Source organism: Luteococcus sediminum, assembly GCF_054783495.1.
Window position 1 is genome coordinate 336,775 of sequence record NZ_BAAGQL010000013.1, and the last position, 21,101, is coordinate 357,875.

Sequence of the window (21,101 nt, forward strand, 5' to 3'; positions counted from 1 at the left end):
AAGCACTGGCACCACTGCAACGAACGGCGCCCCCGGAGGATCTCCTCCGGGGGCGGCGTTCATCTGTGCCAGGACCTGCCGTCTGGGCGGCTCAGCGTCCGAAGAGCTTGCCCTGCACGGTGACGACGAAGGCCTCCAGCGAGTCAGGCAGGTCGCGCAGGTGCCAGTCGCCGGGAGCGCGGTACCAGCCCAGCTCGTCGCCGTCGGGGGTGGGGTCGTCGTCGGCGTCCACCATGGCCTGGATCCAGCGCTCTCGTCCCCCGAGCACCACCGCATAGGGCAGGACGCGCGAGACCTCGGCGAGTTCCTGGCCGTGCGGCAGCTGGTGAGTGGGCTGGGTCTGCAGGGTCACCGCGAGGGCCTGCAGGCCGTTGAGCAGGGCCGTGCCCTTGGCGGTGCGGCGCGGCATCTCCTGGCCGACCAGCAACAGTCCGAGGGCAAGCGCGGTCAGCGCGAAGCCGACCAGGCCGAAGGTGGTCAGGGCGACCAGGGCGATGGTGGCGACGATGGCCACGGCCAGCGCGATCCAGCCCAGCATGGTCCAACGATTGCGGGTGTGCTCGGGGCTGCGCTCGAACCAGCCGTGGGCCACCACGTCGTCGTAGAGATCGTGCTGCACCTGCTCCACCACGGGGGCGACGGCCTTGTCGATGGCCGAGACCTGCACCCCTGCGGCGTCGGGCGGACAGACGGCATCGCGCAGGCAGGACTCGAAGCTGCGCAACTCCCCGCGGCCGCCCTCGAGGCGCTCGAAGGTCCAGTCCAGGGGCTGGTGGGCTCGCTCGCGGGGCAGCTCGACGATCCGCAGCCAGCCGCGCACCGCCAGGTCGAGCAGGGTGGCGGTGATGTCGACGGGGTCGACGCGCTCGTCGGCGACGGTGCCGAGGTGGCCGGGGCGCACCTCGTCGACCACGGTGAAACGGCTCTGCCCGTCGCCGACGGGGGTGAAGTGCGCCACCGGGACGATCCGGCCGTCACCAGCATCGGCGCCGGTGCGGCGGTGCAGCAGCCACAGCAGGGCACCGCCGAGCAGCAGCGGCAGGAGGCTGGCCAGCAGGGTGGTGCGGTTGACGCTGAAGGCGCGGTCGAGCGACCAGCGGTGGTCAAGCTCGGAGGTGGCCGCGACGACGCCGGCGGGCACGGCGAAGGTGAGCTCCACCACGTCACCGGCGGCGCGGGGTCCGTCGGTGAAGGAGGGCTGCGGCGCGTCGTGGGTGCCGCCGCCGAAGGTGGTGCAGGGGCTCAGGCGCTGCGCCGGGCCCGACTGGCAGGTGACGTAGCTGATGGTGCCGGGGGCGCGGACCTCGCCGGTGACCTCCTGCACCGGCACCGACAGCCCCTGCAGGAAGTTCCAGCTGAACTCGGTGCGGGCCGGCTCCCCGGCCACCTCAGGGGCCCGGTGGGTGGCGCCGGTGACGACATAGTCGAGGACGACGGTCTCGGCGCCGCCGGTGTTGATGCTGACGGTGGTGGCCTCCTCCTGCTGGCTGGTGCTGGTGCCCAGAGGCGCTGGCGTGCTGGCCCCGGTGGTGGCCTTGATGCCGCTGACCTGCATCGGGTAGTAGGTGCCGTCCGGATCAGCCTCGCGGCGGGTGGGCAGTTGCTGGGTCAGCGTGGCCGGGGCCTTGTCGGCGAAGTCGAGCAGCTGGTGCACCGCCAGGCTTCCGTCGGCACGCAGTTCCGCCCGGACGTCGACCCGTGTGCCTGCGGACGGCTCCTCGGCGCGGGCGGGAAGGGTCGGGGACAGTCCCAGTGCCAGGGCTGCGACCGCCGCGGCGAGTGCTGCGATACGGCGGGGGCGGTGGTGGGGGTGGCGGGCCACGGCATTTCCCTTCGGAGTCGAGTGGCCCAGAACGTGCCCGGGCCGGCTCCCAGTTTCCCACACCGGCTGCATACTGAGAGTCTGGACAGGTGCTCCACAACGCGATCCTCTCCTTGGCAGCCGGTGGCCTGCTCAGCCTGCTGGCCTTCGTCCCCGTGGTGGTCTGGCAGCACCGCCGCTATGGCGAGGTGGCCGAGATCCGCCTGGGACTGATCGGGGCCCTGCTGGTGTACTGCTCGGCTCTGTTCGCCTACACGATGTTCCCGCTGCCCAACCCGGACACGGTCACCGAGGCCTGGTGCGCCAGCCGCCAGCACCTGAACACCGATCCCCGGGAGCTGGTGCGACGGGTCCGCGCCGCACACCAGGGGGTCGGCTGGCGCCAGGCGTTGGTGGACCATCGTGTGCTGGAGCTGCTGCTCAACGTGGCCCTGTTCGTCCCCCTGGGCTGGTTCTGCCGCCGCTTCGGCGGGTGGCGGGTGCTGCCGACCCTGGCCACCGGACTGCTTGTCTCGCTGGCCATCGAGGTGACCCAGTACACCGGTTTGTGGGGCATCTTCCGGTGCGCCTACCGGATGAGTGACGCGGTGGACCTGGTCACCAACACCACCGGGACGGCCGTCGGCATCCTGCTGGCGGCATTGACTCCGCGTTTCTTCCCCCGGGCCGAGGTGCTGGAGGCCAACGCGCACCGTGCCCGGCCGGTCAATGCCCGGCGGCGGTGGCTGGGGCAGGTGCTCGACGGAGCCTGCTTCGTGCTGTTGCAACTGGTGGGCTTCGTCTCGGTGGCGATGGTGGAGTTCGCGCTCGGACACAGCTCGACCCAGGTGCTGGCCGGCGCCGAGCGCATCCTGATGCTGGTCACCTGGCCGCTGGCACTGGCCTGCTGCCTGGTCGCCGCCACCGGCGACGGATCCTCCCCGGGGCAGCGCACCACCTTCCTGCGGCCTGTGCGCGGCCAGGACCGCCCTGCGCGCTGGCGACGGCTGGTGCGCCCCTTCGTCGTCTTCTTCCCCGTGGCGGTGCTGGTCTTCGGGCAGCCGACGGAGCTGGGCCGGTGGGTGGGGCTGGCCTGGGGTCTGGTGGCACTGGTGTGGACCGGCATCGACCCCCACGGGTTGAGCGCCCGGGCCGTCGGCCTGCGCTTCGCCGACGCCCGCCGCCAGGGCCTGACGAGGACCACCACGAGCGCCTGGGCATTCGCGGCCGCACGCGGCCGTCGAGAGGGCCATGGAGGCAGCGGCTAGGCTCGCTCGCGTGACGCAACAGCAGTGGCCAGGTTCCCCGTGGGGGCCCCGACAGTCCTCCGGTTGGCAACAGACCCCCTTCGGGCAGGTCCAGTACAGCCGTGGGCCGGTTCCGCGCGGCCAGGTGGTCTTCGGTCGTCCGCGCCGGCGCCGCAGCCTGCTGGGGACGCTGGTGCGGGCCATGTTCCTGCTGGCGGTGATGGGCTTCCTGGGCCTGCTGGCGCTCGGCTGGCTGCTGGGCCAGGTGGTGCAGACCGTCCCGAGCACCGTGCCCGACCCACAGACGCGCGTCACGGCGGCACCGCAGGATCCCGCCACGCGGGCTCCTGCCCCGCAGACCACCCCCGCCCCGCCGGGTGAGTACCAGAACGACGACTACCAGGTGCCGCCGGTGGCCCAGAACCCTCCGGGCCTGCCGCAGCCAGAGACCTATGAGGAGGCCAGCCAGCTGCTGCAGGCCAATCCGCTGTACTCCACCAGCGTCCCGCGCCCGGTGCGCTGTGAGATGGCCGACATCGACATCGAGCGTGCGTCACGACGCGAGCTGTCGGCCCACCTCAACGAGATGATGGGCTGCCTGATGCGCGTCTGGGAGGGGCCTCTGGACCAGGCCGGGTTCACCGCGGTGCGTCCCAGCGTGACGGTCTACTCGTCGTCGGTGACCACCAAGTGCGGCAAGCTCCCCCGCCGCAATGCCGTCTACTGCGGCGCCGACCAGCAGGTCTACTTCGCCACCGACCTGCCCCAGGTGGTTCCCGCGCGTCTGCGCGACTCGCGCTTCATCACCGAAGCGGTGGTGGCCCACGAGTTCGGCCACGCCGTGCAGGCCCGCAGCGCCGTCCTTGCCTCCGAGCTGGCCTGGGAGGAGCGGTCCAGCAAGAGCGTGGGGCTCGAGTACAGCCGGCGCCTGGAGGTGCAGGCCGACTGCTTCGCCGGCCAGTTCCTCGGCTCGGTGCAGCAGTCGACCCGGATGACCGACCAGGAGCTCGACAATGTCGGGCGGTTGTTCTACTCGATCGGCGACGACGTGCTCACCGGGCGCCGAGGTTACGAGGGCAACCACGGCTCTGGCCAGAGTCGGCTGGAGTGGACCCGCAAGGGCCTGGAGTCCACCAGTGTGGGCGCCTGCAACAGCTTCGCCGCCCCGTCCTCGCAGGTGCGCTGACTCCCCCATCGCCGAGACACCCGGCCCCGACGGGCCGGGACACTCGACGGTCAGTCGCGGATGACCAGCGCGCTCGCCATGGCGGCGACGCCCTCACCCCGGCCGGTCAGGCCCAGTCCGTCGGTGGTGGTGCCGGACAGGCTCACCGGGGCGCCCACGGCGCGGCTCATCACCTCTTCGGCCTCGGCGCGACGGGCCGCCAGCAGGGGCCGGTTGCCGATCACCTGCACCGAGACATTGCCGATCTCGAAGCCGGCCTCGCGCACCCGGCGCGCCGTCTCCGCCAGGAAGGCCTCACCCGAGGCTCCCGCCCACTGCGGCTGTGAGGTGCCGTAGTTGGATCCGAGGTCCCCCAGGCCCGCCGCCCCCAGCAGGGCGTCACAGACAGCATGGCAGGCGACGTCGCCGTCGGAGTGCCCCGACAGGCCCGCAGGCTCGTCGGGGAAGTGCAGGCCAGCACAGTGCATCTCGACGCCCTCGACGAGCTGGTGGACGTCGACGCCGATCCCGGTGCGAAAGGTCATGGCAACTCCTGCTCGAGGCTGTGGGGACTACGGGTGGCGGCGACTGCCCGCGCCACCACCAGGTCGAAGGGTTCGGTCACTTTGAGGGACTCGCGAGAACCGGGCACCAGGTGGACCGGGTGGCCCACGGCCTCGCAGACCGAGGCGTCGTCGGTGACCTCCAGCCCGCGTCGCTCCACCTCGGCGTGGGCGGCACGCAAGGTCTCCAGGTCGAAACCCTGAGGGGTCTGAACGGCTGCCAGTGCGGAACGGTCGACGACGCGGGAGTCCTCGCCGGTGCGCTGGCGGATCGTGTCCACCACGGCCACGACCGGCACCACACAGACGTGGCCCGCGCGGACCGACTCGACCACGCCCCGGGCCACGTCCACCGGGACGAAGGGGCGGGCCGCGTCGTGCACCAGCACGACGCCTTGGGAGCCTGCCGCGGCCAGGCCGCGAGCCACCGAGTCCTGCCGTCGGGCCCCGCCCACCACCAGGTCGACGGGGATGGACGTGCCGTCCAGGGCGCGGCGGAAGTCGGGGAGCAGCGCCTCGGCAACCACCACCACGGCACGCTCACATCCCCCGGCAGCCAGCGCGTCGACGGACCAGCGCACCAGGGCGCGGCCGTCGATCTCCACCAGGGCCTTGGGTACCGGCCCGCCGAGCCGGGAACCAGAACCGGCCGCCACCACGAGGGCGACGACCGGTGTGTTCATGGTCTGGATCCTAGTCAGCTGGCCAGCACCTCGTCGAGCATGACCTCCGCGCGGTCCTCCTCGACCTTCTCGGCCAGGGCCAGCTCCGAGACCAGGATCTGGCGCGCCTTGGCCAGCATCCGCTTCTCGCCGGCCGACAGGCCGCGGTCCTTCTCGCGGCGCCACAGGTCGCGGACGACCTCGGACACCTTCATCACGTTGCCGCTGTGCAGCTTCTCGAGGTTCGCCTTGTAGCGGCGCGACCAGTTGGTCGGCTCCTCGGTGTGCGGTGCACGCAGTACGGAGAAGACCTTCTCGAGCCCTGCCTCGTCCACGACGTCCCGGACACCCACGAGGTCGAGGTTGCATGCGGGCACCCTCACCACCAGGTCGGTCTGGCCCAGGATCTTGAGCACTAGGTACTGGCGATCCTCGCCCTTGATCTTGCGGGTCTCGATATCTTCGATGACTGCAGCCCCATGATTGGGGTACACCACCGTCTCACCGACAGTAAAAGTCATGTTCCTGCAACCCCTTTCGCCTGTCCCATCCTAGCATGGGAGGACCGTCGAGGACTTGCGCTCCACGGCATCGACGATGTAATGGAATGCAACCCGAATCCTTGACTTCACCACTGATCTGTGCGGTTGCGTGCCACTTGGGAGGGGGAAGCAGGCGCGCGGGACCGAAAGTGGCTAGTCTGATCGCATCCGGACACCGAAAAGGAACCTCTGACGATGAGCATGCTTGCCAACGCCGCCCGACTTCGCCCCGTCGCCGTCGCGTCCATCCTGGTGCTGGGCCTCGGTCTGGGTGGGTGCGCGAACTACGAGACGCTGGAGCCCTACCAGCCCGCCTCGGGCGTGCAGACCGAGGTGCCCGCCGACGGCACGGGAGTGAAGGTCCGCAATCTCATGGTGCGCGCCGCCGGAGGCAAGATGGAGCTGGCCGGCAGCCTGGTCTCGTCCAAGCAGGACGACACCCTGCGCTCCCTGACGGGCACTGCCCTCAAGGAGAACAACGAGCCCGCCGGTGAGCTGACCATGGACGTGCCCGAGACCAAGATCCCTGCCGGACAGGCCGTGAACCTCGGCGAGGAGCACATCGCCGTGACCGGTGACGTCAAGCCCGGCGGCATGACGCAGATGACCCTTGACTTCGCCAAGGCCGGCAAGGTGACCCTCATGGTGCCCGTGGTCGACGCCGAGGCCGCCGGCATCCCGATGGAGGAGGCCGGCAGCTCGGCCAGCCCCAGCGCGACACCGGGGAACTGACAACCCCCCACCCCCCGACCACATGACGTCGCCTCCTCACCCATCGACGGGTGAGGAGGCGACGTCGTCCTAAGGCCTCAGCCCTCCAACTTGTATCCCAAACCCCGCACGGTCACCAGCAGCACCGGATTGGACGGGTCGCTCTCGATCTTGGCGCGCAGCCGCTTGACGTGGACGTCGAGGGTCTTGGTGTCCCCCACGTAGTCGGCGCCCCAGACCCGGTCGATCAGCTGGCCACGGGTCATCACCCGGCCGGAATTGCGCAGCAGCAGCTCCAGCAGCTCGAACTCCTTGAGCGCCAGGCGGATCGGCTCACCGTCGACGGTCACCTCGTGGCGCTCGACGTCCATCCTCACACCGCGGGCCTCGATCAGCTCGGGCAGCAGCTCCTGGTCACTGCCGCGGCGCAGCACCGCACGGATCCGTGCCACCAGCTCGCGGTGGCTGAAGGGCTTGGTCACGTAGTCGTCGGCCCCCAATTCCAGGCCCACCACCTTGTCGATCTCCGCATCGCGGGCGGTCACCATGATGATGGGCACATTGCTGCGGGTGCGCAGCTGGCGGCAGACCTCGGTGCCGGGCATGCCCGGCATCATCAGGTCCAGCAGCACGATGTCGGCGCCGGTGCGCTCGAACTCCGCGACACCGGCGGCGCCGTCGGGCGCCTCGGAGACCTCGAAGCCCTCCTTGCGGAGCATGAAGCCGGTGGCCTCCCGGTAGGACTCCTCGTCCTCGATGATCAACACACGAGTCATGACTGCCTTTCGGGCCGATTGTTGGTGGTTGCTGGGTGGTCCAGGAGCGCCTCGTCGAGCACGGGCAGGCGCAGGGTGAAGGTGGATCCCTGACCGAGTCGACTCCACACGTCGACCGAGCCGCCGTGGACGGCCGCGATGTGCTTGACGATGCTCAGGCCGAGCCCGGTGCCGCCGTTCTCGCGGCTGCGGCCGTAGTCGACGCGGTAGAAGCGCTCGAAGATGCGTTGTTGGTCCTCGACGCTGATGCCGATGCCATTGTCGGCGACGCTCACCTCGACGAAGTGGTCGCCCCCGTCGTCGACCAGGCTGGTGGTCACCGAGACGCGGGCCCGTTGGTCGGAGTAGATGATCGCATTGGTCACCAGGTTGGCGACGGCGTCGACGATCTGGCGGCGGTCCCCCAGCACTGCGACATCCTCGTCGCCGGTGCGCACCAGGTTCACCTCGCGCTTGGCCGACAACTCCGCGGAGCGGGCCAGGGCGTCACCGATGACCTGCGACAGCTGCAGCGGCTCTGCCCGAAGCATCGGGTCGTCGGCCTGCAGCCGCGACAGGTCGATGATCTGGGCGACCAGCTCGGACAGTCGCGAGGACTCGCGTTGCATCCGCGCAGCGAAGCGCACCACCGCCTCCGGTTCGTCGGCCGCCTGCTCGATGGCTTCCGAGAGCAGGGCGATCGCGCCGATGGGGGTCTTGAGCTCGTGACCGACATTGGCGACGAAGTCGCGGCGCGTCTCGTCGACCCGCAGCAGCGGCGTGCGGTCCTCCGAGAGCACCAGCACCGTCTGCTCCCCCAGTGGGGCCACCCTGACGTTCAGGTGCAGCGAGGGGGCGCCAATCCCCCGGGAGACCTCGGTGTCAAAGATCCGCGGTTCCTGCTCCCGGCGCACCTCCCGGATGGCGTCGAGGACCTGGGGGACCAGCACCCGGCTGGCCCGGCACAGCCCGTGGGAACGGGCTTGCGGATTGCTGTGCAGCACCTCGTCATGGGGCCCCATCACCATCGCCGCGGAGCGCAGCAGGCCGATCACCTCCACCACCTGCGGTTCCAGCTGGGTGGGCTGTGTGGGCTGGGGCTGCTCGACCTCGGCGAGCTGGCGCTGGCTGCGCACCACCATCACCGTACCCAGCACTGCCAGCAGGGCTCCCACCACCGCTCCGCCCACAGCCGACAAGATCACCATCACGCCTCCAGCATATGGCCCCCACCACGGGCGATACCCCCGCCGGGGGGCTTCCTGGGACCGAGCGTTCCCCCACAGTTCACCTGCCGGACACCCCCGTGCCGCTCGCCGTCCCCCACCAGTCCCTAGCCTCATCACGACGTCTGTGCCCCCGAAATGGCAGGATGTCTGCCAGGACCCTCGTTCCAGATCAGGAAGGCCCCCCATGCGCGAGACGTACCGCGAAGAACTCGATGATGTCACCAACAAGCTGGTGAGCATGAGCAGCAATGTGCGCACCGCCGTGCGGGATGCCACCGAGGCCCTGCTCCAGGCTGACCTGCGCATGGCGGAGCGGGTGATCGCCGACGACGCCCGCCTGGACGCCATGCACGAGGAGATCGAGGAACAGTGCTTCCAGCTCCTGGCCCGCCAGGCGCCCGTGGCCGGTGAGCTGCGCATCGTCGTCTCGGCCATGCGGATGATCTTCGAGCTGGCCCGCATGGGCGACCTGGCTGCCCACGTCGCCAAGATCGCCCGGCTGCGCTACCCCGAGCATGCGGTGCCCGAGGCCCTGGTGGCGAACTTCGCCCGCATGTCCGAGGTGGCCGACATGATGGTGGGCCAGGCGGGACGCACCCTGGCCGAGCGCGATGTGGCCGAGGCCACCAAGCTGGCCGCGAAGGACGAGGAGATGGACCAGCTGCGCCGCGAGCAGTTCAAGGTCCTGCTGGCCGACGACTGGCAGTACGGCGTCGAGGCCGCCGTGGATGCCGCCCTGCTGGGTCGCTATTACGAGCGCATCGCCGACCACGCCGTCTCCATGGGCCGCCGCATCATCTACGTCATCACCGGCGACGTGCCCGAGGGCGACGAGTGGCCGGTCGCCTGATCCTGTCCGGCACCTGATCCGGGCACACTGGTCGCATCCGACCACGCTGGCCGCCCACCCGACGACAGGAGGGGCTCGCACCATGTGGCGCGAGCCCCTCCTGTCTGTCCGGCCCCGTGCGAGGGGACCATTCAGGCCATGATCACTTCTTGCCCTGGTTCTTGACCGCCTCGATGGAAGCCTTCGCGGCCTCGGGGTCCAAGTACTTGCCACCCTTGGTGACGGGGGTGAAGTCCTCGTCGAGCTCGTAGTACAGCGGGATGCCGGTGGGGATGTTCAGCCCGGCGATGTCCTCGTCGCTGATGCCGTCGAGGTGCTTGACCAGCGCGCGCAGCGAGTTGCCGTGGGCGGTGACCAGCACGGTCCTGCCGGCAGCCAGGTCGGGCTTGATGTTGCTCTCCCAGTACGGGAGCATGCGGCCCACGACATCCTTGAGGCACTCGGTCTGCGGACGCTCCGACTCGGGGATGTCGGCATAGCGCGGGTCGTTGAACTGCGAGTACTCGGCGTCCTTGTCCAGCACGGGCGGCGGGGTGTCGTAGCTGCGCCGCCAGGCCATGAACTGCTCCTCGCCGTACTTGGACAGCGTCTCGGCCTTGTCCAGGCCCTGCAGTCCGCCGTAGTGGCGCTCATTCAGGCGCCAGCTGCGCTCCACGGGGATCCAGTGGCGGTCGCAGCCGTCGAGGGCCAGGTAGGCGGTGTGGATGGCGCGACGCAGCAGCGAGGTGTGCAGCTTCTCGGGCAGCAGGTCCTCGGCCTTGAGCAGCTCGGCGGCCTTCTTGGCCTCGCCGACGCCCTTCTCGTTGATGTCGACGTCCACCCAGCCGGTGAACAGGTTCTTCTGGTTCCATTCACTCTCGCCGTGGCGGAGCAGGATCAGCTTGTAGGTCATGGGGCGATCCTATCGGCGCCCACCCCCGTGCGAGAAGGCTGGCCCGAGACCGTCGAGGGTGACAGGATCGATCCATGGACGATCAGCTTCCCACTACTTCTCCCTTCGACGGCGAACCCGCCGAGCACGGCGGCCAGCGCGCGCTGGTCACCGGCGCCAGCTCTGGCATCGGGGCCGCCACCGCACGGCGCCTGGCCCACGAGGGCTACGAGGTCGTCCTCGTGGCCCGGCGCCGCGAGCGCCTGGTCGCGCTCGCCGAGGAGATCGGCGAGTGGTCCAAGGCCCCGGTCAGCATCGAACAGTGCGACATCACCGATCCCGAGCAGGTCACCGGTCTGCGTGACGCTGTCGGGGGTGGGCTGCACCTGCTGGTGAACAATGCCGGCGGCGCCGTGGGCCAGGAAGCCCTGGCCGAGGCCGACTTCGAGGCCTGGGAGACGATGTTCGCCAGCAATGTCTTCGGCACTGCGCGGGTCACCCAGGCGCTGCTGCCCGCCCTGGAGGCCGCCCATGGCACCATCGTCTTCGTCACCTCCACCGCAGCCGAGGCCCCCTACGAGGGCGGTGCCGGCTACTGTGGCGCCAAGTCGGCCGAGCGGGCGATGGTGGGCTCCCTGCGCCTGGAGATCGTGGACCGTCCCGTGCGGGTGTGTGAGGTCTCCCCCGGCATGGTGCACACCGAGGAGTTCAGCCTCACCCGCTTCCACGGTGACCAGGCCAAGGCGGATGCCGTCTATGCCGGGGTTGCCGAGCCGCTGGTGGCCGACGACATCGCAGACTGCATCACCTGGATGGCCACCCGGCCCACGCACGTCAACATCGATCGTCTCGTCGTGCGTCCGCGGGCCCAGGCGGCCAACCACAAGGTGCACCGGGAGGGCTGAGGATCAGGGCGTCTCGTCCTGCTCCAGTTCCCGGCCATTGAGGGGCTGGACAGGACGGGCGTTCTCGCCGGTGAGCTTCTCCAGCCGCTCGATGTCCTTGGCGGCGAGGGTGACCGGCTCGTCGAGCAGCACCCACTGCACCCCCTCGGTGCACGGCGGCGTGGTCAGCGAACCCTCGTAGGCGCTGTGCGCCAGGTCCGAGGGCAGCATGGCGCGCAGGTCCACCTGACCGCCGGGACGGGTCACGCCGGGTGCTTCCGGCAGCTGGCCCGAGAGCCACGACCAGGCCTGCGGGCTGCTCTTGCCCGAGGTGACCAGCACCCCAAGCACCAGCAACCTGCCCTTGGCATCGGAGTGGACCAGGTGCAGTTCACCGTCTGCGGGCTTGGAACCCACCAGGTGCTCGCTGGGGGTGTGCAGGTGGAACTGCACCAGCTTGTACTGCTGGCCACCCCGCACGAGCGTCTGGGGCTGGGCCACGGTGGCCTGCAGGGCGTGGCCGGTGTTCTCCAGCACCATCTGGCCCCCGGCATAGTCCAGCGACAGCGAGGGCAGGTCCTCTGCCTTCTGGCGGACGAGGTCCACCGGGGACTGCTTCGTTCCGGTGGCGCAGGTCTCCCACGCCGGGTTCAGGCTGCCCCAGTGCGCGGGCCCATGCGCGCCCTCATAGGCGAACTCGTGGGCCGCCGACGCCGACCCCGATGCAGAGGGGGTGGCCGGTGAGGAGGCCGCGGCGGACGGTGTTGGTGTGGCCGTGGCGACCGGGGCACCCACGCTGGGGCTGGCGGCCTCCTGGGGAGCTGATGCCGGGGCGCAGCCCGCCATCGAGGTGGCGAGACCCACCAGCAGCAGGCCGGTCACGGGGGAGGACAAGAAGGGGATCCTGGACATCACTTCTCCGTTGGAAAGAACCGAATGGGGATGCCCCATTTCTAAGCTGCAAAGGGTTTTTGGTCAAGCCAGGGGCCCCTCGCCCTCTGGTGCCCACACCTGCGGGGCGCTGGTCGACCCGTGGAATGCGGCAGGGGCGGGGCCTGATGGCCTCGCCCCTGCCGCTTGCATTTCGTGGCCACCCCGGAGGGCAGCCACTACATCCCCCACTTGGATGTAGAACCCCAACCTCCGCAACCGGTGTTGGTTGACTAGAACGTACGTCATAGAAAGTCGGATTGGACGCTTGCACGGAAGTGGTTCAGCAGGCCCTCAGGAAACTCTTCCCCGGCGACCCCTGGAGCAACCAGACGTCTTCCCCCATTGGCATTGCCGCCACACCCGCTCCGATGGCAGTCGGCACTCCGCCGGTCGTGCGGTACCGGACGGGCGATGCTCGCCAGACGGCCCTGGAGGCCTCCAGGACGTCCAGACACGCAACAGGGGCACCCCGCGCGGGCTGGGGTGCCCCTGTTGAGGGCTGCACGTGCTCAGGCGAGCTCGATCAGGGCCTGTCCACCCTGCACGGCATCGCCCGCGGCAACGAGGATCTGGCCGACCGTGCCGTCGGCCGGCGCGGTGATCTCGGTCTCCATCTTCATGGCCTCCAGCACCACCAGAACCTGTCCGGCGGTGATGGCGTCGCCCTCCTTCACCTGGATGCGGGCCACGGAACCGGCCAGCGGGGCGACGACGGCATTGGAGCTCGCCGCCGGCATCTTGGCGGTCTGCGGGGCCGCGGAGCCACCCCCACCACCGATCACGATCTGGCCGAGCTGGGGCTTCTGCTCCTCCTCGACCTCGACATCGATCACGTATTCCTGACCGTTGACGGTCACCTTCAGCTTCATGTGATTCTCTCTCGGTTGGTCGCGGTCACTTGACCTGGCGGTTGTGGAGGCGCCCGCGAGACTCGTGGGACCAGCTCTGGCTGCTGCGCAGACGAACGGCCTTGACCTTCGCCTTGTGCCCCAGGAAGGCTGCGACGGCCGCCGAAATGGCCACCATCACGTCCTCGGGAATCTTCTGGTTGGCCTTCAGGTCGGCCACCTCGCCCTCCAGCGCCGTGAGGCGCTCGGAGAGCTCGGTGACCAGCGCCTGGAGGTCAGCAGTGCTGACATCGGTTGGCATGTGTGCTTCCCCCGATCAGGCCGGCTCGAGGCCGTGCTTCTTGGCCGGACGCAGCTGGCGCTTGGTGGCCAGGACCTCCAGCGTGAGGGCGATCTGGCGACGGGTGTCGGCCGGGTCGATGATGTCGTCCACCTGGCCACGGGCGGCGGCCATGTACGGCGTGGAGAAGGTCTCGCGGTACTCCTCGACCAGCTCCTTGCGGCGGGCCTCGGGATCCTCGGCCTCGGCGATCTCACGACGGAAGACGACCGCGGCAGCGCCCTCGGCACCCATCACGGCGATCTCGGCGCTCGGCCAGGCGAAGACCTTGTCGGCACCCAGGTCCTTGGAACACATGGCCAGGTAGGAGCCGCCATAGGCCTTGCGCATCACCACGGTGATCTTCGGGACCGTGGCCGCGGAGTAGGCGTACAGCATCTTCGCGCCGTGACGGATGATGCCGCCACGCTCCTGGGCCACACCCGGCAGGAAGCCGGGCACGTCCACCAGGTTCACCACGGGGATGTTGAAGGCATTGCAGAAGCGGATGAAGGTGCTGCCCTTGTCGGAGCTGTCGATGTCGAGCACGCCCGACATCACCGACGGGTTGTTGGCGATGAAGCCGACCGTGCGCCCCACCACGCGACCGAAGCCGACCACGAGGTTCTGGGCCCAGCCGGCGCGCACCTCGAGGAAGTCACCGCGGTCGACGATCTCGCGGATCACCTCGCGCACGTCATAGCCCTTGTTGCCCTCGTCGGGGACGATCTTGCGCAGCTTCTCGTTGGGCTCCACGTTCTCGTCGGGATCGACGATCGGGGCGTCCTCGGCATTGTTCTGCGGCAGGAAGCTGAGCAGCTTCTTGGCGATCAGGATCGCCTGCTCGTCGTCGTCGGCCACGAAGGAGACCACGCCGGAGGCCATCTGGGCATCGGCGCCGCCCAGCTCGTCCTGCGTGACGTCCTCACCGGTGACCTGCTTGATCACACCGGGGCCCGTGATGAACATGTGGGCCTTGCGGGTCTGGATGATGAAGTCGGTCAGGGCCGGGCTGTAGACCGCGCCACCGGCACAGGGGCCGGCGATGATCGAGATCTGCGGCACGACGCCCGAGAGCAGGACGTTCTGGTAGAAGACCTTGCCGTAGCCCGACAGCGAGTCGATGCCCTCCTGGACCCGGGCACCACCCGAGTCGTTGATGAAGACGAAGGGCGTGCCCGTGCTCAGCGAGCGATTGAGCGCCTCGGCGACCTTGGTGTTGTGCACCTCACCGGCCGACCCACCGGCGACGGTGAAGTCCTGGCTGGCGAAGTGGATGGGACGGCCCAGGACCGCGCCGGCGCCGGTGACGACACCATCGGCGGGCATGTCCGCCTTGTCCATGCCGAAGAAGGTGGTGCGGTTCTTGCGGAAGGCACCGTCCTCCAGCAGGGTGCCCTCGTCGAGGAGGGCGTCCACGCGCTCGCGGGCGGTCATCGCGCCCTTGGCGTGCTGCTTCTCGATCCGCTTCTCGCCACCGCCGGCCTGGACGCGTGCGCGTTCGGCCTGCAGGTGTTCGAGGCGGTCTGCCATTGTGTGCTTAGCCATGTCTGTGTGCTCCTTGCGCGATCAGGCCGGCTCGACCTTGACGCTGTGCGAGCGCCCGTCGAAGGTGACGTTGTACTGGATGGGGCCGCTGATGGCCTTCGCCTTGCCGGCGGCCACGTCGGCCTCCTGCTTCAGCTGGGCCTCGGTCTTGCCGACATTCTTCGGCCCGTCCTGACGGGAGGCGAAGAACTTCGGCGCCACACCGGGGAACATCGCGTTGGTGAGGACGTCCTCCTCGGTCCCGTTGAAACCGGGCAGGGCCTGGGCATCGGACTCGAGCTTCTCCCACTCGGGCTCCAGCAGGTCTGCGGGACGCTGGGTGATCGGCTCCTTCTTGGTCTGCGCCTTGGCGAGCTCGATGACCTCCTCATTGCGCTCGCCGATGCACTCGCCGTAGTAGCCGAGCATCAGGTCGGCGAACTCGCCGGTCATCACCTTGTAGCGGCCCATCAGGACGTTGAAGACGGCCTGGGTGCCGACGATCTGGCTCGACGGGGTGACCAGCGGCGGGTAGCCGGCGTCCTTCTTGACCAGCGGCACCTCCTCCATGACCTCCTTGATGCGGTCGCCCGCACCCTGGGCCTTGAGCTGGCTCTCCATGTTGGACAGCATGCCGCCGGGGATCTGGCTGCGGAAGATGTCGGTGTCGACGAGGGTGGCCGACTCGAACTCCTTGTACTTCGGACGGATCTTCGAGAAGTGATCGCGGATCCTGATCAGCCGGTCCATGTCGAGGTCGGTGGTGTACTCGGTGCCCTCGAGCATCTCGACGAGGCTCTCGGTGGGGTTGTGGCCCGGGCCGAGCGACATCGAGCTGATGGCGGTGTCGACCACGTCGGCACCGGCCTCGATGGCCTTCATCAGGGTCACCAGGGTGACGCCGGTGGTGGAGTGGCAGTGGACGTTGATCTGGGTGTCCTCGCCGTAGGTCTCCTTGATGCCCCGGATGATGTCATAGGCGGGCTGCGGCTTGAGCAGGGCGGCCATGTCCTTGAAGGCGATGGAGTCGGCGCCCATGTCCAGCAGCTGGCCGGCCAGCTTCACGTAGCCCTCGGTGGTGTGCAGCGGACTGATCGTGTAGCAGATGGTTCCCTGGGCGTGCTTGCCGGTCTCCTTGACGGCCTGCATGGCCTGGGCCATGTTGCGGGGATCGTTCAGGGCATCGAAGACGCGGAAGACGTCCATGCCGTTCTCGGCGGACTTCTCGACGAACTTCTCGACGACCATGTCCTCGTAGTGACGGTAGCCCAGCAGGTTCTGGCCACGCAGCAGCATCTGCAGCCGGCTGTTCGGCAGCAGCTTGCGGAAGGTGCGCAGACGCTCCCACGGGTCTTCATTGAGGAATCGGATGCAGGAATCGAAGGTGGCACCGCCCCAGCACTCGACGGACCAGTAGCCGGCTGCGTCGATGTCGGCACACGCCTCGACCATGTCTTCCATGGCCATGCGGGTGGCCATCAGGCTCTGATGCGCGTCGCGGAGGGCGACCTCGGTAACGCCAATTTGTCGCGGACTCATGTCTTCATCCTCCCATGTCGAGGGTCTCCGCCCAAGCCCGGGGTCCCCCCTAAGGAGGCCGCCAAAGTCTTCATGTCAAGGCATTATGGAGGTCAGACCACATTTCCGACGGACAAGGCACAATGCCTTGTGAAGAAGATCACAAGATGCCCGCCGGCTCCGGACGGACCGACGGCCGCCCTCCCATGCGGGGAGGGCGGCCGTCGGGACAGAGCCTTGAGATCCTGGAGGATCAGGCCGTGTGGGTGCCTGCCGAGCGCAGCTGCTGGCAGGCCTCCACGATGCGCTTGGCCATGCCGGCCTCGGCGCTCTTGCCCCAGGCGCGGGGGTCGTACTGCTTCTTGTTGCCGATCTCGCCGTCGATCTTGAGCACGCCGTCGTAGTTCTTCATCATGTGATCCACGACGGGGCGGGTGAAGGCGTACTGGGTGTCGGTGTCGATGTTCATCTTCACGACGCCGAAGTCCACGGCATCGCTGATCTCCTGCTCGGTGGAGCCGGAGCCGCCGTGGAAGACCAGCGCGAAGGGCTTCTCCCGGCCGTACTTGGCGCCGACGGCCTCCTGGATGTCCTTGAGGATCTCGGGGCGCAGCTTCACGTTGCCCGGCTTGTAGACGCCGTGCACATTGCCGAAGGTGAAGGCCGTCAGGTACTCGCCCTTCTCGCCCAGGCCGAGGACCTCGGCGGTGCGCATGGCGTCCTCGACCGAGGTGTACAGCTTGTCGTTGATCTCACCGACGACACCGTCCTCCTCGCCGCCGACGGCGCCGATCTCGATCTCGAGGATCTGGTGGTTGGCCTTGGTCTTGGCCAGCAGCTCCTCGGCGATCTGGAGGTTGCGCTCCACGTCGTCCAGGGCCGAGCCGTCCCACATGTGGGAGTTGAAGATCGGGTCCTGGCCCTTGGCCACGCGCTCGGCCGACAGGTCGATCAGGGGACGCACGAAACCGTCGAGCTTGTTCTCGGGGCAGTGGTCGGTGTGCAGGGCGACGTTGATGGGATAGTTCTTGGCAACCTCACGGGCGAAGTCAGCCAGGGCCACGGCGCCGGTGACCATGTTCTTGATGGTGGGGCCCGAGACGTACTCGGCGCCGCCGGTGGAGACCTGCAGGATGCCGTCGGAGCCGGCCTCGGTGAAGCCCTGGAGGGCGGCGTGGACGGTCTGCGAGGACGTGACGTTGATGGCGGGGTAGGCGAACTTGCCGGCCTTGGCCCGCTCGATCATCTCGGCGTAGACATCGGGAGTTGCGATGGGCATGACTGCCTCTTTCCTGTGTTGTCGATGTTGCTCACCCCCCATTCTGCCAAGGATGCGGACCAAGCGCAGCCCTCGGGGTCCGGCGGCGGCCCGGGCTCGCGCTCAGCGCAACCGGTCGAGGCCGGCCAGGTCGAGCCCGACGCGCCCCCCGGAGGTGGCCCGGAGGCCGGCATCGATCGTGCCCGGCAGCGCGTCGAGGAAGCTCAGCGGCAGCTGCCAGTCGACGGCCGGGTCGGCGTCGGCCACGATGCGCGGCCCCACACCGAGCTTGCTGCCGCGGCTGCGCATCCCCCGCACCTGGTCCCAGCGCAGGTCCTGCGAGGAGCCGTCGAGCCCGTGCAGGCGCACGCCGTGGCGGCCTGCCTCCAGGGCAGGCCCGCGTCCGATGCGGGCCAGTGCCCGCCGCGCCCCCAGCAGCCGCACCAGGGTTGCCACGATGAGCACCAGGCTCACCCCGTAGCCGGCCACCAGCAGCCAGGGCGATCCCCACTCCTGGCGCTGCTTCCACCAGATCGCAGTCCAGATGGCCGCCCCCAACAGGGTCCAGATGACCCGGTTGCGCAGGAGCGCCCCCAGCTCGGCCACGCGATGGGCCATCGGGACCGCATTGAAACTGACCACGAAGCTGTCCAGCACAGGACGGACCCGCTGGTCGGGGCTGAGGGCTCGATCCATGCCCCCCATGCTAGGCGGCACCGTTCAGAGGCTCTCGTCGCGCGGGCGCAGCGTGGAGTGGATGCGGTAACGGTCGCCCCGGTACCAACTGGTGGCGTACTCCACCACCACCTCGTCGGCATAGGTGAGCCGTTCCTGCACCAGCAGGGGTGCCCGCCGGGCGATGCCGAGGATCCGCGCACGGTGGGCATCGGCCGCCTCGGCCCGCACCGTCTGCTCGCCCCGGCTGGCGACGATCCCGTAACGGCTGGCCATCAGGTCGTAGACGGTGTTGAGGCGGTGATCGAGCAGGTCGGGGAAGAGGTGGCAGGGATACCAGCCCACCTCATGGGCCATCGGGGTGTCGTCGGCCAGCCGCAGGCGCTCCAGGCGGACCACGTCGCTTCCCGGCTCCACCTCCAGCACCTCGGCGACGTGCTCGTCGGCCGGCTCGCAGACGGCGGACAGCACCTGGGTGCGCGGCTGCAGGCCTCGCGATCGCATCTCCCGGCTGAAGCTCATCAGGTGCAGCCGGCTGTTGACCCTCGGGCCCGTCACATAGGTGCCCTTGCCCTGGGTGCGTTCCAGCCGCCCCTCCTCCACCAGGTCGGCGATCGCCTGGCGCACCGTGACCCGGCTCACCCCCAGCTCGGTGACCAGCTGCCGCTCGGAGGCCAGTGCGTCGCCGGCGTGCAGCTCGTCCTCGATGCGCCGCTTGAGGATCTCGCGCACCTGCGCGCGCTTGGTGGTGATCGGCCCCTCGTCAGTCTGCATCGGATTCTCCTCGCGCTGGTCGGCCCTGCTACCCGAGGACCATGGAACCACCGTGCACAGTGGTCCCACAACCATACCAGTGCGGCCCCCAGCGTCATGGCAAAGGGCCTGACCTCAGGCGTGCTGCAGAGCCCAGTGGTACATGGCGATCGCCGCCGCAGCGCCGGCATTGATCGAACGCGTCGAGCCGTACTGGGTGATGGCCACCAACTGCGAGCAGGCCCGCACCATCTCGTCGGTCAGCCCGGGGCCTTCGGAGCCGAAGACCAGGCAGCAGCGCTCGGGCAACCTGGCCGACTCCAGCGGGACGGAGCCGGGCAGGTTGTCCACGCCCACCGGGACCACCTCGTGCCGGGCGAGCCAGACGGCCAGTGACTGCTCGTCGGGATGGTGCACCACGTGCAGGTAGCGGTCGGTGACCATCGCCCCGCGGCGGTTCCAGCGCCGCCGCCCCACGATGTGCACCGCCTCGACATTGAAGGCATTGGCGGTGCGCACCATGGAGCCGATGTTGAAGTCGTGCTCCCAGTTCTGGATCGCGACGTGCAGCGGATGCCGGCGGGTGTCCAGCTCCTCGACGATCGCCTCCAGGCGCCAGTAACGGAAGCCGTCGACCACATTGCGCCGATCACCTGCGGCGAGCAGTTCCGGATCGAACCGCTCGTCCTCGGGCCAGGGCTGCGGATGGGGGCCCACCCCCGTGGTGGGGGCGGTCGGGTCGTCACTCAAGGATCAGGCCTGCGGTGGCAGCTCGCGGTGCTGCTCGGCCCCGGGCACGGACTTCTCGTCCCGGTAGCTGATCTCGCCGAAATTCACCTCGGGGCTGCGGCGCACCGCATCGTTGACCTCGAAATAGGTGGCCTTCTCGAAGTGGAACATGTTGGCGACCATGTTGCTGGGCACCGACTCGACCTTGGTGTTGTAGGCGCGCACGTTGGCATTGTAGAAACGCCGCCCGGCGGCGATCCGGTCCTCGGTCTCGGCAAGCTGGCGCTGCAGCTCGAGGAAGTTCTCGTTGCTGCGCAGTTCCGGGTAGGCCTCGACGCTGACCATCAGGTTGCGCACGGCGCCGGTGAGCTCCTGCTCCACGGCCGCCCGCTGCGGATCGGCCTCGGTGCCCGTGCCCTGGCTCATCTGCACCGCCCGGCTGCGCAGCTGGGTGATCTCCTCCAGCGTGTTGCGCTCGTGCGCAGCATAGGCGCGCACCGTCTCGATCAGGTTGGGCAGCAGCTCGTAGCGCCGGTTCAGCTCCACGTCGACCTGGCGCCAGGACTCCTGGATGGCATTGCGCTGGCGCACGAAGGAGTTGTACGGGGCGATGAACAGCACCCCGCCCAGCACCAGCAGGCCGAGCACGAGGGCCAGCAGGATCCAGATGAGTGATGTCATGGCTTCTCCTTGGGGTCGGGGCTCACAGGCCCAGGTCGTCGAGGCCGATGGCGAAGCGGTACTCCAGGCCCGCCGCTTCGATGGCCTCCTTGGCACCCGTGCCACGGTCGACGATGCAGGCCACACCCACCACCTCGGCTCCGGCCTCGCGCACCGCCTCGACGGCGCTCAGGGCCGAGCCGCCGGTGGTGGAGGTGTCCTCGACCACCAGCACGCGGCGGCCCTTCACCTCGGTGCCCTCGATCTGGCGCTGCATGCCATGGGTCTTGGCATTCTTGCGCACCACGAACATGTCCAGGCGCTGGCCGGCATGGGCGGCGTCGTGCATCATCGCCCCGGCAACCGGGTCGGCACCCAGGGTGAGGCCACCCACGGCGTCGAAGTCCCAGTCGGCCACCAGTTCGCGCATCACGCTGCCGACCAGGGGCGCGGCGGCGCCGTCCAGGGTCACGCGGCGCATGTCGACGTAGTAGTCGGCCTCCCTGCCACTGGCCAGGGTCACCTTGCCGTGGACGACGGCCAGGTTCTTGACGTGCTCGACGAGTTCTTCGCGGTGGGTCATGGTGCCAGCCTAGTGGTG

The 21,101-nt window shown here is 69.0% G+C and carries 23 protein-coding genes; 5 read left to right on the plus strand and 18 right to left on the minus strand.

The annotated features are described in order from the left end of the window. Nucleotides 1–91: 91 nt before the first annotated feature. Entirely contained in the window at nt 92–1,822 is a 1,731-nt protein-coding gene (locus tag ACYVKA_RS08460; RefSeq protein WP_460704556.1) for a DUF2207 family protein, read from the minus strand. Between the two features lie 89 nt (nt 1,823–1,911). Between ACYVKA_RS08460 and ACYVKA_RS08465 the strand changes: the two genes are divergently transcribed. Further along, complete coding sequence (locus tag ACYVKA_RS08465) at nt 1,912–3,069, plus strand: VanZ family protein (RefSeq protein ID WP_460704558.1); 1,158 nt, start codon at nt 1,912–1,914, stop codon at nt 3,067–3,069. 10 nt (nt 3,070–3,079) lie between these two features. Further along, entirely contained in the window at nt 3,080–4,234 is a 1,155-nt protein-coding gene (locus ACYVKA_RS08470) for a neutral zinc metallopeptidase (RefSeq protein ID WP_460704560.1), read from the plus strand. Between the two features lie 50 nt (nt 4,235–4,284). Here ACYVKA_RS08470 and ispF read toward each other — a convergent pair whose 3' ends face one another. Genes ispF through ACYVKA_RS08485 form a run of 3 tightly spaced genes read right to left on the minus strand, consistent with a single transcriptional unit; the run spans nt 4,285 to nt 5,959 of the window. After that, nucleotides 4,285–4,758 (minus strand): 2-C-methyl-D-erythritol 2,4-cyclodiphosphate synthase, encoded by a 474-nt coding sequence (gene ispF, locus ACYVKA_RS08475; RefSeq protein WP_460704562.1) that lies wholly within the window; start codon nt 4,756–4,758, stop codon nt 4,285–4,287. Then, nucleotides 4,755–5,459: a 2-C-methyl-D-erythritol 4-phosphate cytidylyltransferase gene (gene ispD / locus ACYVKA_RS08480; protein WP_394277354.1), complete on the minus strand. Its 705-nt coding sequence runs from the start codon at nt 5,457–5,459 to the stop codon at nt 4,755–4,757. Before ispD ends, ispF begins: the two co-directional genes overlap by 4 nt. A 14-nt stretch (nt 5,460–5,473) precedes the next feature. After that, nucleotides 5,474–5,959 (minus strand): CarD family transcriptional regulator, encoded by a 486-nt coding sequence (locus tag ACYVKA_RS08485; protein WP_460704564.1) that lies wholly within the window; start codon nt 5,957–5,959, stop codon nt 5,474–5,476. Between the two features lie 216 nt (nt 5,960–6,175). On the opposite strand from ACYVKA_RS08485, the gene ACYVKA_RS08490 reads away from it, so the two are divergent. Next, the gene (locus ACYVKA_RS08490; RefSeq protein WP_460704566.1) at nt 6,176–6,712 is read left to right on the plus strand and encodes a copper chaperone PCu(A)C; all 537 of its coding nucleotides are present in this window, start codon (nt 6,176–6,178) and stop codon (nt 6,710–6,712) included. Nucleotides 6,713–6,789: 77 nt separating this feature from the next. Here the strand turns inward: ACYVKA_RS08490 and ACYVKA_RS08495 are convergent, their stop codons facing one another. Both ACYVKA_RS08495 and ACYVKA_RS08500 read right to left on the minus strand, forming a co-directional pair. Further along, a complete protein-coding gene (locus tag ACYVKA_RS08495; protein WP_460704568.1) occupies nt 6,790–7,467 on the minus strand; it encodes a response regulator in 678 nt (225 codons plus the stop codon). Beyond that, nucleotides 7,464–8,654 (minus strand): sensor histidine kinase, encoded by a 1,191-nt coding sequence (locus ACYVKA_RS08500; protein WP_460704570.1) that lies wholly within the window; start codon nt 8,652–8,654, stop codon nt 7,464–7,466. The genes ACYVKA_RS08495 and ACYVKA_RS08500 overlap by 4 nt, the downstream gene beginning before the upstream one ends. Nucleotides 8,655–8,859: 205 nt before the next feature. Here ACYVKA_RS08500 and phoU point away from each other — a divergent pair, with 205 nt between their 5' ends. After that, on the plus strand, nt 8,860–9,525 hold the full coding sequence (gene phoU / locus ACYVKA_RS08505) for a phosphate signaling complex protein PhoU (RefSeq protein ID WP_394276827.1): 666 nt from the start codon (nt 8,860–8,862) through the stop codon (nt 9,523–9,525). 142 nt (nt 9,526–9,667) lie between these two features. Here phoU and ACYVKA_RS08510 read toward each other — a convergent pair whose 3' ends face one another. After that, complete coding sequence (locus ACYVKA_RS08510) at nt 9,668–10,417, minus strand: phosphoglyceromutase (RefSeq protein ID WP_460704571.1); 750 nt, start codon at nt 10,415–10,417, stop codon at nt 9,668–9,670. Nucleotides 10,418–10,491: 74 nt separating this feature from the next. Here ACYVKA_RS08510 and ACYVKA_RS08515 point away from each other — a divergent pair, with 74 nt between their 5' ends. Further along, on the plus strand, nt 10,492–11,301 hold the full coding sequence (locus ACYVKA_RS08515) for an SDR family NAD(P)-dependent oxidoreductase (RefSeq protein ID WP_460704574.1): 810 nt from the start codon (nt 10,492–10,494) through the stop codon (nt 11,299–11,301). Between the two features lie 3 nt (nt 11,302–11,304). Here the strand turns inward: ACYVKA_RS08515 and ACYVKA_RS08520 are convergent, their stop codons facing one another. The 11 genes from ACYVKA_RS08520 to pyrE all read right to left on the minus strand — a co-directional run bounded on the left by ACYVKA_RS08520 (nt 11,305) and on the right by pyrE (nt 21,083). Next, entirely contained in the window at nt 11,305–12,174 is an 870-nt protein-coding gene (locus ACYVKA_RS08520) for a carbonic anhydrase (RefSeq protein WP_460704576.1), read from the minus strand. A gap of 548 nt (nt 12,175–12,722) precedes the next feature. Then, the gene (locus tag ACYVKA_RS08525; RefSeq protein ID WP_394276831.1) at nt 12,723–13,082 is read right to left on the minus strand and encodes a biotin/lipoyl-containing protein; all 360 of its coding nucleotides are present in this window, start codon (nt 13,080–13,082) and stop codon (nt 12,723–12,725) included. A gap of 25 nt (nt 13,083–13,107) precedes the next feature. Beyond that, nucleotides 13,108–13,362 (minus strand): hypothetical protein, encoded by a 255-nt coding sequence (locus tag ACYVKA_RS08530; RefSeq protein WP_394276832.1) that lies wholly within the window; start codon nt 13,360–13,362, stop codon nt 13,108–13,110. 15 nt (nt 13,363–13,377) lie between these two features. After that, nucleotides 13,378–14,928 carry an acyl-CoA carboxylase subunit beta gene (locus ACYVKA_RS08535; protein WP_460704578.1) on the minus strand — a complete coding sequence of 517 codons (1,551 nt, stop codon included), beginning with the start codon at nt 14,926–14,928 and terminating at the stop codon, nt 13,378–13,380. A 21-nt stretch (nt 14,929–14,949) separates the two neighbouring features. Beyond that, nucleotides 14,950–16,446, minus strand: coding sequence for a methylmalonyl-CoA carboxytransferase subunit 5S (locus tag ACYVKA_RS08540; protein ID WP_460704580.1), 1,497 nt, complete (start codon nt 16,444–16,446; stop codon nt 14,950–14,952). Nucleotides 16,447–16,678: 232 nt separating this feature from the next. Further along, nucleotides 16,679–17,704 (minus strand): class II fructose-bisphosphate aldolase, encoded by a 1,026-nt coding sequence (fbaA, locus tag ACYVKA_RS08545; protein ID WP_460704582.1) that lies wholly within the window; start codon nt 17,702–17,704, stop codon nt 16,679–16,681. A gap of 102 nt (nt 17,705–17,806) precedes the next feature. Beyond that, entirely contained in the window at nt 17,807–18,379 is a 573-nt protein-coding gene (locus tag ACYVKA_RS08550) for a hypothetical protein (RefSeq protein ID WP_394275331.1), read from the minus strand. Between the two features lie 24 nt (nt 18,380–18,403). After that, nucleotides 18,404–19,132: a GntR family transcriptional regulator gene (locus ACYVKA_RS08555; RefSeq protein WP_460704584.1), complete on the minus strand. Its 729-nt coding sequence runs from the start codon at nt 19,130–19,132 to the stop codon at nt 18,404–18,406. Between the two features lie 114 nt (nt 19,133–19,246). After that, the gene (locus ACYVKA_RS08560) at nt 19,247–19,861 is read right to left on the minus strand and encodes a TrmH family RNA methyltransferase (RefSeq protein WP_460704586.1); all 615 of its coding nucleotides are present in this window, start codon (nt 19,859–19,861) and stop codon (nt 19,247–19,249) included. 3 nt (nt 19,862–19,864) lie between these two features. Further along, a complete protein-coding gene (locus ACYVKA_RS08565) occupies nt 19,865–20,521 on the minus strand; it encodes a LemA family protein (protein WP_460704588.1) in 657 nt (218 codons plus the stop codon). A gap of 22 nt (nt 20,522–20,543) precedes the next feature. After that, nucleotides 20,544–21,083, minus strand: a complete 540-nt coding sequence (pyrE, locus tag ACYVKA_RS08570) for an orotate phosphoribosyltransferase (protein ID WP_460704590.1) — start codon at nt 21,081–21,083, stop codon at nt 20,544–20,546. Nucleotides 21,084–21,101: the final 18 nt, after the last annotated feature.

Bases quoted from the DNA above. Each gene is read 5' to 3' on its own strand.
- ACYVKA_RS08515 (WP_460704574.1), top strand. From the start codon at position 10,492: ATGGACGATCAGCTTCCCACTACTTCTCCCTTCGACGGCGAACCCGCC.
- ispD (WP_394277354.1), bottom strand. From the start codon at position 5,459: ATGAACACACCGGTCGTCGCCCTCGTGGTGGCGGCCGGTTCTGGTTCC.
- ACYVKA_RS08535 (WP_460704578.1), bottom strand. From the start codon at position 14,928: ATGGCTAAGCACACAATGGCAGACCGCCTCGAACACCTGCAGGCCGAA.
- ACYVKA_RS08530 (WP_394276832.1), bottom strand. From the start codon at position 13,362: ATGCCAACCGATGTCAGCACTGCTGACCTCCAGGCGCTGGTCACCGAG.
- ACYVKA_RS08525 (WP_394276831.1), bottom strand. From the start codon at position 13,082: ATGAAGCTGAAGGTGACCGTCAACGGTCAGGAATACGTGATCGATGTC.
- ACYVKA_RS08500 (WP_460704570.1), bottom strand. From the start codon at position 8,654: ATGGTGATCTTGTCGGCTGTGGGCGGAGCGGTGGTGGGAGCCCTGCTG.
- fbaA (WP_460704582.1), bottom strand. From the start codon at position 17,704: ATGCCCATCGCAACTCCCGATGTCTACGCCGAGATGATCGAGCGGGCC.
- ACYVKA_RS08490 (WP_460704566.1), top strand. From the start codon at position 6,176: ATGAGCATGCTTGCCAACGCCGCCCGACTTCGCCCCGTCGCCGTCGCG.
- ispF (WP_460704562.1), bottom strand. From the start codon at position 4,758: ATGACCTTTCGCACCGGGATCGGCGTCGACGTCCACCAGCTCGTCGAG.
- ACYVKA_RS08495 (WP_460704568.1), bottom strand. From the start codon at position 7,467: ATGACTCGTGTGTTGATCATCGAGGACGAGGAGTCCTACCGGGAGGCC.
- pyrE (WP_460704590.1), bottom strand. From the start codon at position 21,083: ATGACCCACCGCGAAGAACTCGTCGAGCACGTCAAGAACCTGGCCGTC.
- ACYVKA_RS08510 (WP_460704571.1), bottom strand. From the start codon at position 10,417: ATGACCTACAAGCTGATCCTGCTCCGCCACGGCGAGAGTGAATGGAAC.
- ACYVKA_RS08565 (WP_460704588.1), bottom strand. From the start codon at position 20,521: ATGACATCACTCATCTGGATCCTGCTGGCCCTCGTGCTCGGCCTGCTG.
- ACYVKA_RS08550 (WP_394275331.1), bottom strand. From the start codon at position 18,379: ATGGATCGAGCCCTCAGCCCCGACCAGCGGGTCCGTCCTGTGCTGGAC.
- ACYVKA_RS08540 (WP_460704580.1), bottom strand. From the start codon at position 16,446: ATGAGTCCGCGACAAATTGGCGTTACCGAGGTCGCCCTCCGCGACGCG.
- phoU (WP_394276827.1), top strand. From the start codon at position 8,860: ATGCGCGAGACGTACCGCGAAGAACTCGATGATGTCACCAACAAGCTG.
- ACYVKA_RS08485 (WP_460704564.1), bottom strand. From the start codon at position 5,959: ATGACTTTTACTGTCGGTGAGACGGTGGTGTACCCCAATCATGGGGCT.
- ACYVKA_RS08555 (WP_460704584.1), bottom strand. From the start codon at position 19,132: ATGCAGACTGACGAGGGGCCGATCACCACCAAGCGCGCGCAGGTGCGC.